The organism is Streptacidiphilus anmyonensis (assembly GCF_000787855.1).
GTDB classification, from domain to species: domain Bacteria; phylum Actinomycetota; class Actinomycetes; order Streptomycetales; family Streptomycetaceae; genus Streptacidiphilus; species Streptacidiphilus anmyonensis.
Map to the genome: position 1 here is coordinate 15,751 of NZ_BBPQ01000032.1, position 13,532 is coordinate 29,282.

13 protein-coding genes are annotated in these 13,532 nt (G+C 73.0%); 6 read left to right on the forward strand and 7 right to left on the reverse strand.

The features are described 5' to 3' along the window. Nucleotides 1–261: 261 nt before the first annotated feature. From TR50_RS24490 to TR50_RS24505, 4 genes are all read left to right on the forward strand, one after another. Nucleotides 262–1,047: a TetR/AcrR family transcriptional regulator gene (locus tag TR50_RS24490; RefSeq protein WP_042425892.1), complete on the forward strand. Its 786-nt coding sequence runs from the start codon at nt 262–264 to the stop codon at nt 1,045–1,047. A gap of 83 nt (nt 1,048–1,130) precedes the next feature. Continuing rightward, nucleotides 1,131–2,243, forward strand: a complete 1,113-nt coding sequence (locus tag TR50_RS24495) for a cation diffusion facilitator family transporter (RefSeq protein ID WP_042425896.1) — start codon at nt 1,131–1,133, stop codon at nt 2,241–2,243. 199 nt (nt 2,244–2,442) lie between these two features. After that, nucleotides 2,443–3,192: a hypothetical protein gene (locus TR50_RS24500; RefSeq protein ID WP_042425899.1), complete on the forward strand. Its 750-nt coding sequence runs from the start codon at nt 2,443–2,445 to the stop codon at nt 3,190–3,192. A 9-nt stretch (nt 3,193–3,201) separates the two neighbouring features. After that, entirely contained in the window at nt 3,202–3,873 is a 672-nt protein-coding gene (locus tag TR50_RS24505) for a copper chaperone PCu(A)C (RefSeq protein ID WP_042425902.1), read from the forward strand. Between the two features lie 155 nt (nt 3,874–4,028). Here TR50_RS24505 and TR50_RS24510 read toward each other — a convergent pair whose 3' ends face one another. Then, the gene (locus TR50_RS24510) at nt 4,029–6,290 is read right to left on the reverse strand and encodes a SpoIIE family protein phosphatase (protein WP_042425905.1); all 2,262 of its coding nucleotides are present in this window, start codon (nt 6,288–6,290) and stop codon (nt 4,029–4,031) included. Between the two features lie 385 nt (nt 6,291–6,675). Between TR50_RS24510 and TR50_RS24515 the strand changes: the two genes are divergently transcribed. Both TR50_RS24515 and TR50_RS24520 read left to right on the forward strand, forming a co-directional pair. Beyond that, nucleotides 6,676–7,698 carry a rod shape-determining protein gene (locus TR50_RS24515; RefSeq protein ID WP_042425908.1) on the forward strand — a complete coding sequence of 341 codons (1,023 nt, stop codon included), beginning with the start codon at nt 6,676–6,678 and terminating at the stop codon, nt 7,696–7,698. 93 nt (nt 7,699–7,791) lie between these two features. After that, on the forward strand, nt 7,792–8,736 hold the full coding sequence (locus TR50_RS24520) for a helix-turn-helix domain-containing protein (protein WP_084700921.1): 945 nt from the start codon (nt 7,792–7,794) through the stop codon (nt 8,734–8,736). Nucleotides 8,737–8,934: 198 nt separating this feature from the next. Here the strand turns inward: TR50_RS24520 and TR50_RS24525 are convergent, their stop codons facing one another. The 6 genes from TR50_RS24525 to TR50_RS24550 form a co-directional block, all read right to left on the reverse strand. Next, nucleotides 8,935–9,396: a MarR family winged helix-turn-helix transcriptional regulator gene (locus tag TR50_RS24525; RefSeq protein WP_042425914.1), complete on the reverse strand. Its 462-nt coding sequence runs from the start codon at nt 9,394–9,396 to the stop codon at nt 8,935–8,937. Further along, nucleotides 9,393–9,836 carry an SRPBCC family protein gene (locus TR50_RS24530; protein ID WP_042425917.1) on the reverse strand — a complete coding sequence of 148 codons (444 nt, stop codon included), beginning with the start codon at nt 9,834–9,836 and terminating at the stop codon, nt 9,393–9,395. The genes TR50_RS24525 and TR50_RS24530 overlap by 4 nt, the downstream gene beginning before the upstream one ends. A gap of 17 nt (nt 9,837–9,853) precedes the next feature. After that, complete coding sequence (locus tag TR50_RS24535; RefSeq protein ID WP_042425919.1) at nt 9,854–10,798, reverse strand: AraC family transcriptional regulator; 945 nt, start codon at nt 10,796–10,798, stop codon at nt 9,854–9,856. A 103-nt stretch (nt 10,799–10,901) separates the two neighbouring features. After that, complete coding sequence (locus TR50_RS24540) at nt 10,902–11,825, reverse strand: NADP-dependent oxidoreductase (RefSeq protein ID WP_042425923.1); 924 nt, start codon at nt 11,823–11,825, stop codon at nt 10,902–10,904. A gap of 134 nt (nt 11,826–11,959) precedes the next feature. Then, complete coding sequence (locus TR50_RS24545) at nt 11,960–12,904, reverse strand: hypothetical protein (RefSeq protein WP_052441298.1); 945 nt, start codon at nt 12,902–12,904, stop codon at nt 11,960–11,962. Between the two features lie 203 nt (nt 12,905–13,107). Next, a complete protein-coding gene (locus TR50_RS24550; RefSeq protein ID WP_042425925.1) occupies nt 13,108–13,440 on the reverse strand; it encodes a hypothetical protein in 333 nt (110 codons plus the stop codon). Between the last annotated feature and the right edge of the window lie 92 nt (nt 13,441–13,532).

Consider the following 13,532-nt stretch of genomic DNA (forward strand, 5'->3'; position numbering starts at 1 on the left):
ACCCCCAGGGCGGTCCCCTGCCGAAGACCCCGGCCTCGACCCACGCCCCCGGGCACTGCCCCACACCGCCCGGCCTCAGACACGCCCGCCACGCCCCCCCGGGGCCAGGCGCGGGTCGGGAAGTGCCGTGCGCGACCGCGTCCGCGAAGCGCTCCGGCCCGTGGCGTCCGCAGGATCCGGTCCCGGTGTGCGCGGCCGCGTACCGGTGGCGGCTTGTGGGAGCCCGGGTCGGGGGACCCGGGAAGCACTAGGCTGCCGTGCATGACCGCTGTCACGGGGACCAACGGGGCCGCCGCGGCGCGGCCGCGGCGTCGGCTGAGCGTCGAACAGCGGCGGGAGCAGCTGATCGCCGTCGCGCTGGACATGTTCGCGCGGCACCCGCCTGAGGAGGTGTCGATCGACGACATCGCCGCGGCGGCCGGCGCCTCACGGCCGCTGGTGTACCACTACTTCCCCGGCAAGCAGGCCCTGTACGAGGAGGCGATCCGGCGGGCCGGCGAGCAGTTGGCCGCGTTGTTCGAGGAGCCGCAGGAGGGGCCGCTCTCCGATCGCCTGTACCGGGTGATGGGCCGCTACCTGGACTTCGTCCAGCACCACGGCCCCGGCTTCGCCGCCCTGCTGCGCAACGCGTCCCCGGCCGCGAGCCCGGGGACGGGCGCGGTCGTGGACCAGGTCCGACACACCGCCGAGCGGTGCGTGCTGGACCATCTGGAGCTGGCCGAGCCGAGCCCGCGGATGCGGCTCGCCGTGCGCACCTGGATCGGCAACGCCGAGATCACCGCGCTGGCCTGGCTCGCCGACCAGGAGCGCGAGCGACGTCTGCACCGCGACGAGCTGCAGCTGAAGCTGGTGCAGGAGTTCGTGGTGCAGTTGCTGGTGGCGCAGATCCACGAGCCGGGGCTGCGGCCGCGGCTGCGCGGCTATCTGGCGCAGGAGCGTCCGGACGGTCCCGCGGGGCAGCTGTTGCAGCAGCTGACGGCGCTGCTGTCGGACGGGGAGCTGGCCGACGAGGTGCTGCGACTGGCCTCGGGCGGTCATGAGATATGAATGATTGTTCATTCGTTCCGGTATAGTTCCCTCTGGGAGCGCCGTTCGGCGCGCCCACGACCACCGAGCGCGAGGAGCGAACCGTGAGCCACGACCACGAGCACGGCCACGCTCACGACGACCACAGCAGCGAGCACGCCCACGACCACGGTCACGACGGCGCGCACGGCCCGCACGGCGGGCACGCGGGCCACAGCCACGGCGTCTCCGCCGACGCCGACCGCCGGTACCTCATCGGGGCGCTCTCGCTGATCGCCGCCTTCATGGTCGGCGAGGTCGCGGTCGGCCTGCTGGCCCACTCCCTCGCACTGATCTCCGACGCCGGCCACATGCTGACCGACGCGGCCTCGATCGTGCTGGCGCTGATCGCCATGCGCCTGGCCGCCCGCCCGGCCAAGGGCTCGCTGACCTACGGCCTCAAACGCGCCGAGATCCTCTCCGCCCAGGCGAACGGGATCACCCTGCTCGCGCTGGCCGCGCTCTTCTTCTACGAGGCGATCCGCCGCCTGATCTCGCCGCCGGACGTCGAGGGCGGCGTGGTCCTGGTGACCGCCCTGGTCGGCATCGTCGTCAACGTGGTGGCGGCGTGGCTGATCTCCCGGGCCAACCGGACCAGTCTCAATGTCGAGGGCGCCTACCAGCACATCCTCAACGACGCCTGGGCCTTCATCGCCACGGCCATCTCCGGCCTGGTCGTGCTGCTGACCGGCTTCAACCGGGCGGACGCCCTCGCGACGCTGGTCGTCGCGGGGCTGATGCTGAAGGCCGGCTACGGCCTGGTCCGCGAGTCCGGCCGGATCTTCCTGGAGGCGGCGCCCACGGGCCTCGACCCGGACACCGTCGGCGCCCGCCTCGCCGCCGTGACGGGCGTGGTGGAGATCCACGACCTGCACATCTGGACCATCACCTCCGGCTATCCGGCGCTCTCCGCCCACGTCCTGGTCCGCGACGACCTCGACTGCCACGCCGTCCGGCTCAACCTGGAGCACGAGCTGCGCGAGCGCTACGGGATCGACCACACCACGCTCCAGGTCGACCACGCCTCCCCTGAGACGCTCCAGCTCGGCAGCGCCCCGGCGCGGGCGGAGGACGCGGCCCACTGCCGCGACCCGCACGGCAGCCCGCACCGCGCCGCACACGGAGCAGGCGCCCCGTCCGGGGAGTCCCGAACTGAGCGGTCACTGGGGACCCACTGAGCGGTCACTGAGCGATCAGCCACCCCTCCGGGTGGCCGTTATCAAGCTGTGACGCTCTGATTTGCCTCAAACCGGACAAACCCTGATCGCTGCTCTCCCCAGCCAGCCCGATCTTACGAAACGCTTAGCCGACCGCGCACTAACGTGACGCACGCGGAGGCGCGACGCGCCCTCGCCACCGAGCAGCAACCGAGGACCGATGACCCAGAACAAGCCGTCGCAGGCCGAGCGCCGCCGCATAGCCCAGGAGAAGATCGCCGCCCAGCGCGCCGCCGAGGCCCGGCGCCAGCGGACGATCAACATCTCCATGATCGTCGGCGGTGCCGTCCTGCTCGCCGGTGTCGGCGTCCTGGCCACCTGGGCCATCAACAGCACGAACAAGTCCAATGCGAAGGCCGCGGCCAACGCGGCCGCGAGCGCCGCCGCCAACGACCCGGCCCTCGACAAGAGCGCCAACCTGCTCGCGTCCACCGTCCACCAGGCCGACGGCCAGGACATCGACGGCATCGTCAAGAGCAACGAGATGGAGCAGACGGTCTACCACATCCACACGCACCTCCAGGTGTTCGTGGACGGCAAGCAGATGACCATCCCCTACGGCATCGGCATCGTCTCGCCCCTCCAGCTCCAGCAGGCCCAGGACGGCACCGCGTTCGTCGCCGGCGGCAGCAAGTTCTACTTCCTGCACACGCACGACGAGACCGGCATCATCCACGTCGAGTCGCCGAGCCAGCAGCAGTACAACCTGGGCAACCTCTTCGACCTGTGGAAGCAGCCGCTGACCAGCGGCAACGTCGCCGGCCACCAGGGCAAGCTCACCATCTTCGTCGACGGCAAGCCGTACACCGGCGACCCGCGCGCCATCATGTTCAAGAACCTGGAGAAGGTCCAGATCGACGTGGGCACGGTCGTCCCTTACAAGGACTGGACCTGGCCCTCGGGCTACTAGGCCGACACCGTGGAGCGGACCGACGACTCGCTGGAGTCCCTTGAGGCGCTCGAGGCCGAGGCCGCCGCGCTGGAGGCTGCCGCCGCCGGTCGCGGCGGCCTCCCCGGGGCGCGGCGCGCCCTGCTGATCCAGGGCCCGCTCGTGGCCCTGCTCGCGGTGGTCCTGATGCTCGCCGGGCACGGCGGGTCCGGGGCCGCCGCTTCCGCGGCGACCCCGTCCGCGCCCCCGGCGAAGCTGGCGCTGCTCTCCGCGCACCTGGACCCGCCCGCGCAGCCGTCGGGCCCGGTCGAGGCGTACGTGACCATCCGCAACGGCGGCGGCTCGGCGGACCGCCTGCTGGACGTGACGACGCCCTGGGCGACGACGGTCCGGCTGGTCGACGCGGCGGGCCGTACCCAGCCCTGGATCAGCGTCCCGGCCGGATCCTCGGTCACGCTCCGCCCCGGCGGACTCCACCTGGAGCTCACGGGCCTGCGGCGCACCCCGAAGCTGCACGACGTGATCCAGCTCGACCTGACCTTCGCGCAGTCCGGCACGGTCCACTCGTGGGCCCCGGTCGGCCCGGCGAACACCCTCACGGTCGAGGACGTCATGCACGCCATGGACTCCATGGACCGCCTGCCGCCCGAGACACCCGCGGCACCCGAAACACCCACGACGCCCGCGGCGCCTGCCAAGTAGACCCGGTCACACGCGGCGTCGCGGTCCCGCGAGGCCCAGGGCCTGTCTTCAGACCCCCGCCGGGCCCGGTCCGCCTCCAGTGCCCCCGCTGCGTTGTCGGCACGCCCGAGTACATCCAGGGCTGATCCCGCGCGAGTTCGACGGCAGGCGAGCGCTCACCGCGTCGGCAGGGCCTGCTCAGCCCAGATGGTCTTGCCGTCCGCGCTGTGGCGGGTGCCCCAGCGGGTCGCGCACTGGGCGACGAGCATGAGGCCGCGGCCGCCCTCCTCCATCGTGCGGGCCCGCCGCAGGTGCGGCGCGGTGCTGCTGGAGTCCGAGACCTCGCAGGTCAGCGCCGAGTCGCGGATCAGGCGCAGCCGGATCGGCGGGCGACCGTGCCGGATCGCGTTGGTGACCAGCTCGCTGACCACGAGTTCCGTCACGAACACCAGCTCGTCCAGGCCCCACCGGGCCAGCTGCCGCGCCGCGAGGCGACGCGCGTCGGCGACGTACGCGGGATCGGGGCTGATCTCCCAGTCGGCGACCTGGTCGCCGCCCAGGGCGCGGGTGCGGGCCAGCAGGAGGGCGACGTCGTCCTCGGGGCGGTGCCGGGTGAGCGCGCCGAGGACGCGCTCGCTCACGGCGAGCAGGTCGGGGCCCGCCTCGGCCAGCGCGGCGGCCAGCAGGCGCAGGCTCTCGTCCAGGTCGCGGTGGCGCGACTCGATCAGTCCGTCCGTGAAGAGAGCCAGCAGGCTGTCCGCGGGCAGTTCCACCTCCACGGTCTCGAAGGCCAGGCCGCCGAGGCCCAGCGGCGGTCCGGCCGGGACCTCGAGGAACTCCACGGTGCCGTCCGGCAGCCGCACGGCCGGGACGGGGTGACCGGCGCGGGCGAGCGCGGCACGGCAGGCGATCGGGTCGTAGACGACGTACAGGCAGGTGGCGCCGATGTCGCCGAAGACCTGTCCGTCGAAGAAGGCGGAGGGGCCGAGCACGGAGGCGCCGGGCGGCGGGTCCGTTCCGGGGCCCGCGCCGCCGAAGCCGCTGTCCTCCGGACCGTACGCGCCGGCCTCCGCGTTAAGGCTGATGACCAGGTCGTCGAGGTGGGAGAGGAGCTCGTCGGGGGGCAGGTCGACGTCGGCCAGGGTGCGCACGGCGGTGCGCAGGCGAGCCATCGTGACGGAGGCCTGCAGCCCGTGGCCGGTGACGTCGCCGACGACGAGGGCGACCCGGGTACCGGAGAGCGGGATCACGTCGTACCAGTCGCCGCCGACGCCCGCCTGGCCGCTGGCCGGGACGTAGCGGGTGGCGACGTCGACGGCGGCCTGCCGCGGGGGCCGCTGCTGGAGCAGGCTGTGCTGGAGGGTGAGGGCGGTGGTGCGCTCGCGGGTGTAGCGGCGGGCGTTGTCGAGGCAGATCGCGGCGTGCGCGACGAGCTCCTCGGCGATGGACTGCTCGTCGGCGGTGAAGGGCGCGGCGGCGGCTCCCAGGCGGCACAGGATGACCACCCCGAGCGTCGTCTCCCGTGCGGTGACGGGCACCGTCAGCAACGAGACCAGCCCGTGGCGGCGCGCCCAGGCCCCGCGCGCGGGGTCGGCGGCGAACCAGGAGTCCAGCTCGGGATCGCCGGCGACGTAGCGGCCGGAGTGGCCGGTGGCCAGGGAGCGCGCGGGCGGGGAGTCCAGCGGGTAGCTGCCGCGTTCGCCCTCCTCCACGACGCCGGGCGTGTAGCGCTCCCGCGTCGCGACCGTGTCGCCCGCCTGCGACGCCCGTGGATCGGCGCCGCTGCGCGCCTGGGCGGCGCGGCGCAGCAGGACCGGTCCCGGCAGCGGGCCCGCGGCCGGCTCCTCGCCGTGGAAGACGCCGTCGAGCAGGTCGACGCTGACGAAGTCCGCGAAGACCGGGACGGTGACGTCGACCAGGTCGCGCGCGGTTCGGGTGACGTCCAGGGAGGCGCCGATGCCGGTGGTGGCCGCGTTGAGCAGGCCGAGCCGCTGACGGGCGGCGAACTGCTCGGTGAAGTTGACGGCGGTGATGGCGACCGCCTCCAGCCCGCCGTCCGCGCCCCGCACGGGCGTGTAGCGGACCTCCCAGGCCCGGGTCTCCACCTCGCCGGGGGCCCGTACGTACGTCTCCAGGGTCTGCGGGACGCCGGTGGAGGCGACCTCCCGGATCAGGCGGGTGGACTCCTCGAAGACAGAGGAGTCCACGCGGTCGATCGGCGCGTCGTCCCCCTGCGCGAGTTCGGTCGGGAAGCGCCCGCTCAGTTCCCGGTCCCAGAGGCCCGCGAGCTCCTTCATCGCCTCGTTGATCCGCAGCAGCCGTCCGTCGGGCGCGCAGAGCATCCACGGCACCGGTGACTGCTCGAAGGCTCGCTCGCTCAGCGAGCCCGGCCAGGACGGACCGTCGCCGGGGGGCTCCTCGGAGCGCGCTGCGGACATGATCCGATCATCACGCGGGCGGACGCCGGACGCCACTGTTCGGCGGCCCCGTCACTCCAGGGCCGAAACCGTCCACCGCAGCCGCACCGATCACCCGCCGCGACACCGCCCGATTCGTACGCCGGTTCCCGCACCGATCACCCGACCGGGGACTTGCGCTCCCGCTTCGTGACGCCCCTGGCAGGCACGGGCTCCCTCGTTCAGCGGCCCCGGGATGCAGCGGCGGCGCGCGGGCCGCTGGATGGAGGAGGGACGCCGATCTGACGGTTGCTCAGCTGGCCCGCCGACGGCCGTCCCCGTGGGCCGTTCCGATGGCGGCCGACGTCCCGTCCCACGCCGTAGCAGCCGTAGAGGCACGAACGCAGATGCAAGAAGAGGGGTCGTTGTGAGCAATGCCGTCAGCCGCGCCGTGGCCGACCGTCTGATCGCCCTTGACCTTGGCACCTCCCGGGTGCGTGTGTGGCGGCCCCGCCAGGGCGTCGTCTTCGACGAGCCGTCCGTGGTCGCCTACGACCTGAACCGCGGTGTCGCCTTCGCCTTCGGCGAGAACGCCCAGAAGATGACCGGCCGCACCCCGCCGGGCATGAATACCGTCAGCCCGATCCACTCCGGTGCGGTCACCGACTTCGAGGCGGCCCGGGTGCTGGCCCGGCACGCCATCGACACCGCCCGGCCGAGCCGCTTCGCGCTGCGCCCGACGGTGGCGACGGCCGTGCCCGTGGAGAGCCACGGCATCCATCTGAAGGCGCTGGAGCAGGCGGTGGTGCAGGCGGGCGCCGCCCGGACCGTCACCGTCCCCGCGCCGCTGGCGGCGGCGGTCGGCGCGGGCGTCGAGATCGGGCGGGAGAGCGGCAGCATGGTCGTCGACCTCGGCGCCGGCACCACCGACATGGCCGTCTTCGCGTTCGGACGGATCGTCAGCGCCCTCTCGCTCCCGGTCGCCGGCCTGGCCCTGGACCGCGCGCTGACCAACTGGGCACGCCGGAACCGGCGGGTCGACCTCGGCCCGGTGGCCGCCGAGCAGTTGCGGATCGCGGCCGGGCACCCCGAGGCCGACTCGGTCGAGGTCAAGGGACGGCGCACCGAGTTCGGGACGCCGGTGCTGGCTCGGTTCAGCGCCGCCGAGGTGCACGGGGCCGTCATGCCGGTGGTCGAGGCGATCGTGCAGGGCATGGGCAGCCTGCTGACCCGCTGCCCCACGGAGCTGAGCGCGGACATCACCGACCAGGGCGTGGTGCTGACCGGCGGGGCGGCCCGGGACCTGTGGCTGCGCGCCCAGCTGGAGGAGTTGCTCGGGCTCCCGGTCCAGGCGGCGGACTCCCCGGAGAACTGCACCGCCCGAGGGCTCGGCGAGCTCGCGATGTCGGCGCGCGGCAGCGGCCACGTCGAGGCGCTCAGCCTGGTGTGACCCCGCCCCGGACGTAGTCCGGAACCAGTCCTTTCATATCCCTCTGTCACGTTCCGGCTGTGGGAGACTGTTCCGTCCCCTTCAAACTGGAAAGTGAGTGAGTCGACCGTGGGCGGGAACTGGCGGCCGATATCGGATGATGTGCGCGGCAACTCCCGGCGGCTGACCGAGGAGTTGCGCGCCATCAAGGACCGCAGCGGGCTGTCGCTCACTCAGATCGGGGCGCGCACGCACTACAGCAAGGCGTCCTGGGAGCGCTGGTTCAACGGCAAGCGGCTCATCACCGAACAGGCGCTGGAGAGCCTGGCCGTCGCGGTCGACGAGAACGCGCGCCTGCTCAAGCCGCTGCTGGAACAGGCACTGCGCGAGGCGGAGTCCGACGCGCCCATCGACGCCGAGGAGCCGGAGCCGGAGCTGGAGCCGGCCCCGACTGCGCCGCAGGCCGCCTCGCCGACGGGCGACGAGGCCGCCCCCGAGCCGGTGCGCGCCGTGGTGTCCGCACCGGCCGACCCCGCCGTGGTGACCGCGCGCAAGCCTGTTCCGGCCCGCGCCGCTGGGTGGCGGCGTCACCTGCGCACCGCGCTCGTCTCCGCCTCCTCGGCACTGATCGGCGCGGCCGTCGGCACCTACCTCATCGCACCGGACGCGTCGGGCGCGCACTCACCGGCCGCGTCCTCCACCCTGGCCCCGTGCACGGGATCCGGCTGCTCCGGCAAGGACCCGCAGTCGACGGGCTGTGTGAAGGACGACAGGACGCTGATCACCGGCCATGTCGGGACGATCATCATCTATCTCCACTACAGCGCGCGCTGCCGTGCCGCCTGGGGAGCCCTGACCAACGCCGAGCCGACCGACTTCGCCACCATCATCACGACCACCGGGGAGAAGCAGCAGGCGCTGGTCCACTGGGGTTACGACAACTACTCGATGATGGTCGACGCCAGCGACCCGACGATCGGCCTCAAGGTCTGCGGCACCGCGGGAGCCCACCTCGGTGTCGCCGTCTGCACGCCGGAGTTCAACGCGCCCACGTCGTGAGAAGCGGGCGCCGTGAAGCGCGGCGCCCGGGCAGTACCCCCGTGCTGCCCGGACGTCTCGCGTCGGGGACCACTCTGCACGAGTTTCGAGGCCGCTCCCGCCGCCGAAGGCCGAATGAGACGGCCAGGCGACCGTCTCACGCCTGTGACCTGCGGTTTGAGACATCGATCGGAAACAGGAGGGGACGCTCCGCGGCGCTCAGCGACCAGCCAGCGCGCGAAGCGCCCGGGTGAAGGCGTCCGGGGCGCCGTCACCCTGCTCCCCCAGCACGGCGAAGAACTCCGCGTCGCAGGCCTCGACCGCCGCGACGGCCCGGTTGGCGAGCGCACGGCCTTCGTCGGTGACCTCCAGGGCGCGCGCCCGCTTGTCGTGGGGGTGGGGCAGTCGGCGCACGAGCCCCTGCCCCTCCAGGGCGCGGAGCACCTGCGAGGTCATCATCGGGTCGGTCGCGGCCTGGTCCGCCAGCGCCTTCTGGGTCACCGGCCCCTCGGCCGCCAGGTAGGTCAGCGCCGCCAGCAGCACGAACTGCACGTGCGTGAGTCCGTAGGGCTTGAGCGCCGCGCGCTGGGCCGCCTGCCACCGGTTGGTCACCTGCCACAGCAGCAGCCCGGGGCTCTCCTCCGCCGATCCGAACCGAGTCTGGAGGCGCTCGCGGCTCACGCCGCGTCCACCCGGCGGGCCCCTGCGCTCTCCGCGGCGCGGGCGAGCGCGGCGAGGTCCCGGTCGAGGGACTGCGCGATGCCCTTGCCGAGGACCAGGTTCCACACCCGGGCCAACGGCCCGGACAGGGTCACCGTCACGCTGACCTCGCTGCCTCCGTCGCGCGTGGGCTCGATCGCGTGACGGAAGGTCAGCCGCGCCCCGACCAGCAGCGAGACGTCGACGAAGACGCGGTCGGTCAGCTCGGTGATGACGAACTTCGTCCTCGGCCCGCCCTTGGGCTTGAGCACGCCCGTGCCGCCGGGCGCGAACGGCCCGTCGAGGCGGACCCACTCCGTGTCGGCGTTCCACTCGGGCCAGGTGGCCATGTCGGCCCAGCGGCCGAAGAAAGCGGCCGGAGCCGCGCTCGACACCTGCTTCGCGTTCCCAAGATTCAGCATGCATTTAGTATGCGCGCTTAGTTGTTGGCCGTCAACGTCTCCCGCCGGTAGACCCCGGGGGCCCGTCCGAACTCCCGCTTGAACGCCTTGCCGAAGGCGAACTCGCTGCCGTACCCGGTCCGCGCCGCCACCGCGCTGAGCGGCAGGTCGCCCTCCCGCAGCAGGGCGGCCGCGCGGGTCATCCGCCAGCGGGTCAGGTACGCGAGCGGCGGCTCGCCGACCAGGGTGGTGAAACGGCGGGCGAAGGCGGCCCGGGAGAGCCCGGCGACCTCGGCGAGCGACGCGACCGTCCACCCCTCCGCCGGGTCGCCGTGCATCGCGGCGAGGACCGGGGCCACGCCGGGGTCGGAGAGCGCCGCGATCCAGCCGCGCGCCTCCGCCGGGGGCTGCTCGTCCAGCCAGGCCCGCAGGATGTAGAGCAGCAGCGAGTCGATCAGCGCGGGCACGATGCCGTCCGAGCCGATCCGCGGCTGCTCCAGCTCCGCCGAGAGCAGCTGCACGGCGGCGGCCAACTCCCGGTGGCGACCCGGCCTGGCCGGCAGGTGGATCACCTCGGGGAAGTGCGCGAGCATCGGGTGCGGCCGTACCTGGTCCAGGTGGTAGTTGCCGCACAACAGGCTGGCCTCAGCCCCGTCCCCGCCGAGCCGCACCCTCCCGATGGGTGTGGACTCCTCGACCTGCGCCGGTGTCGGGGTGACGGGCGCCGTCGCGGGGTCGTCCGCGAGCACGTGCGCGCGCCCGTCCCGCAGGAAGATAACATCCCCCGGGCCGAGCGGGACCGGCGGGTACGCGCTGCGGCTGTCGTCGGCCGGCAGCAGCCAGCAGGTGCCGTGCAGCACCACGTGGAAACCGGCCCCGGCCACGGGCGGCAGACGCAGCGCCCAGGGCGCCCGGCCGTCCGTCCGCACGGACGCGGGGCTCGCGGTCCGCATGGAGGCGAGCGCCTCGGTGAGGATGTCCATCGGGTTGCTCCTGGTTCGAGGTCGCAGCGCCGCAGGTCGCACGGTCCAGGACGTCGGGCTCCGTCGGCCCGCGGGCGTCCGGCGTCCCTGGGAGCGGCGCGGCTCAGACCGTCAGGACGATCTTGCCCTGGACGTGTCCGGTGGCGACAGCCTCGTGCGCCTTGGCCGCCTCCTCGAGTGGGAACGTCTGCTGGACGAACGGCCGCAGGCGCCCGGCGTCCACCAGGGCGGCGACGGCCTCCAGCGAGGCGTAGTCCGGCTCCACCGAGACGCCCTTGAAGCGGTATCCGGCCGCCTTGACCCGCTCGGCCAGAGCGGCGTCGCCGTGCTCCAGGATGCTGACCAGCGTGCCGCCGGGACGCAGCACGGCCAGCGAGCGCTCGCCCTGCGCGGTGGAGTCGAAGACCACGTCCACGTCGCGGACCGCCTCGGTGAAGTCGACCGAGCGGTAGTCGACCACCTCGTCCGCGCCCAGCCCGGTCAGGAACTCCCGCCGCTCCTCGCTGCCGAGGGCGATGACGTGCGCGCCGCGCGCCTTGGCGATCTGGACCGCGAGATGCCCGACGCCGCCCGCCGCGCGGTGGATCAGGACCCGGTCGCCCTGCGCCAACCCGGCGCCGTCGACCAGGCCCTGCCAGGCCGTCAGCACGGCCAGCGGCAGGGCTGCCGCGTGGACGTGGTCGACGGTGGCCGGCTTGCGGGCGAAGTGCCGGGAGGGGGCGGCGACGTACTCGGCGTAGCCGGTCGCGGCGCGGGGGAAGTACGGCATCCCGTAGACCTCCTCGCCCACCTCGTAGCGGGCGCCGGGTCCGGCCTCGACGACCTCGCCGGAGATGTCCCAGCCGACGCCGAACGGCGGCTCGCCGAGCAGCGGGAAGGCCCCCGAGCGGACCGCGAGGTCGACGGGGTTGACGGCGCTGGCCCGTACCCGCACCAGGACCTCGCCCGATCGCGGCTTCGGGCGCTCGGTCTCCACCACCCGGAGCACCTCGGGACCGCCGAAGGACCGCTGGATCACTGCACGCATCGTTCTCTCCCCAGGAGTCGGTCGACGGTCCGTTCCGTCGACGGGATCCACGCTAGGGAGCCGAGGGGAGACTCTGAATGATCCAGAGTCTCCCCTCCATGTCCGTGCGTCCACGCGGATGCGCGTGGGGTGGGTCAGCCCTTGGTCACGCAGGCGTTGGCCTTGTTCGACCACAGGCCCTGGAGGTCGAAGCTGCCGGTGCTGAGCGGGACGAAGGCGTCCATGTTCTCGCACTCGTCGCCGACCTCGCCGTTCCGGCCGTTCCAGCCGATGCTGGGCCAGAAGTCGGTCACGGTCTCCGCGTACTCGTGGGTCTCGGTCGACTCGATGCCCGAGAGCATGCGGCCGTCGGTGAGCGTGGTGCACGCGTCGACGCCCAGGTCGGGCACGTAGGGGAGGTTGGTGTAGGCGAGGTTGCCGTAGCTGCTGGACGTCTTGTCGTGCCAGGCGCAGAAGCCGGAGTTCGGGAAGCCGTCCGGGTGCGTCCCGGTCGGCGAGACGACGACGTACTGCGCGTTGAGGTTCGGCGTCTGCGTCGTGTTGCCGAAGTGCGCGGCGGCCTTGGCGGCCTCGGCGGCGATCTGCGTGGCGGTCGCGCTGGACGGCTCGGCGCTCGCGTTGTCGAACCAGACGCCCGCGAGCGGGCTGGTCGCGGGGTGGGTGATGTGCGTGCCGCTGCTGCCGCAGGTGGCGGTGCCCCTGGCGACGCCCTCGCAGTACTGGGTGAGGATCGTCCCCCAGGTGTCGGCGCTCCCGTAGAGGCCCTTGAACATCGCCTGGAGGTCCGGCGCGACGCCCGCCGGGTCGCTGGCCCACTGGGAACCCCAGAAGACCAGGTACACCTGCGGCGTCGGGGAGACCACGCCCTGGGTGCCGGCGGAGCGCACGGTGAGGGTGTTCGAGCTGCTCGCCTTGGCGGCGAGGTGCACGGATCCCTTGGCGATGGGCTTCATGCCGAGGTGCGGAGCGACGACGGAGGCCGCCGGGGCGGGCGCGGCGTCGGCCCCGGTCGCGAGACCGGCAGCGCCGAGTGCGGCGAGCGAGACGGCGACGAGGGTGCGGGCGACGTTTCCGGGCATGCGTATGTGCACAGTGATCCCCTCGGGGGTCAGTCACCTGGAGTTCAGCCACGACGTGGCCAAACGGGAAACTAACGGCCCGACAGGTGTCATGTCTACGGCACAGACGGCCTTCCACCGGAGATTCTGCGGCTGATGACGCCTCGTGAGAGAAAATCTGGCGGACTGTCAGCCGTCGACGCCGACTCCCCCGCTCCCCTTCCTCACTCCCCGCCCTGGTGCTCCCGCCCCGTGTCGAAGAAGGCGTCGAGGTACTGCTCGGGTCCGAGTTCGCTGTCCCGCAGCAGCGAGAAGACCTCGGCCCCGCTGGCGATCCGGTCCGCTGGGATCGCGTAGGCCTGCGCCAGCCCCAGAGGGACGAGGCCGTTCCCGCCCGCGTAGGCCGCCGCCTCCTCCTCGGCCAGGGCGATCGCCTCGCCCAGGGAGCCGGCGCGCCACAGGGTGATCCGCTCCTCGTACGGCGCACCCTCCCAGGACTCCCACCGGTAGACGCACCGGACGCCGTACCAGCTCTGTTCGATCCGCTCTTCGCTCATCGGACGGGTCCCCCCAGGTCGGCGATTACTCCAAACGGAGGAATCATGCCCCGTGTCCGGGCGTGTCCGGACGGGCCCTCGCGCGCGCGAGG

Bases quoted from the DNA above. Each gene is read 5' to 3' on its own strand.
- TR50_RS24500 (WP_042425899.1), top strand. From the start codon at position 2,443: ATGACCCAGAACAAGCCGTCGCAGGCCGAGCGCCGCCGCATAGCCCAG.
- TR50_RS24530 (WP_042425917.1), bottom strand. From the start codon at position 9,836: ATGCTGAATCTTGGGAACGCGAAGCAGGTGTCGAGCGCGGCTCCGGCC.
- TR50_RS24545 (WP_052441298.1), bottom strand. From the start codon at position 12,904: ATGCCCGGAAACGTCGCCCGCACCCTCGTCGCCGTCTCGCTCGCCGCA.
- TR50_RS24550 (WP_042425925.1), bottom strand. From the start codon at position 13,440: ATGAGCGAAGAGCGGATCGAACAGAGCTGGTACGGCGTCCGGTGCGTC.
- TR50_RS24535 (WP_042425919.1), bottom strand. From the start codon at position 10,798: ATGGACATCCTCACCGAGGCGCTCGCCTCCATGCGGACCGCGAGCCCC.
- TR50_RS24510 (WP_042425905.1), bottom strand. From the start codon at position 6,290: ATGTCCGCAGCGCGCTCCGAGGAGCCCCCCGGCGACGGTCCGTCCTGG.
- TR50_RS24540 (WP_042425923.1), bottom strand. From the start codon at position 11,825: ATGCGTGCAGTGATCCAGCGGTCCTTCGGCGGTCCCGAGGTGCTCCGG.
- TR50_RS24490 (WP_042425892.1), top strand. From the start codon at position 262: ATGACCGCTGTCACGGGGACCAACGGGGCCGCCGCGGCGCGGCCGCGG.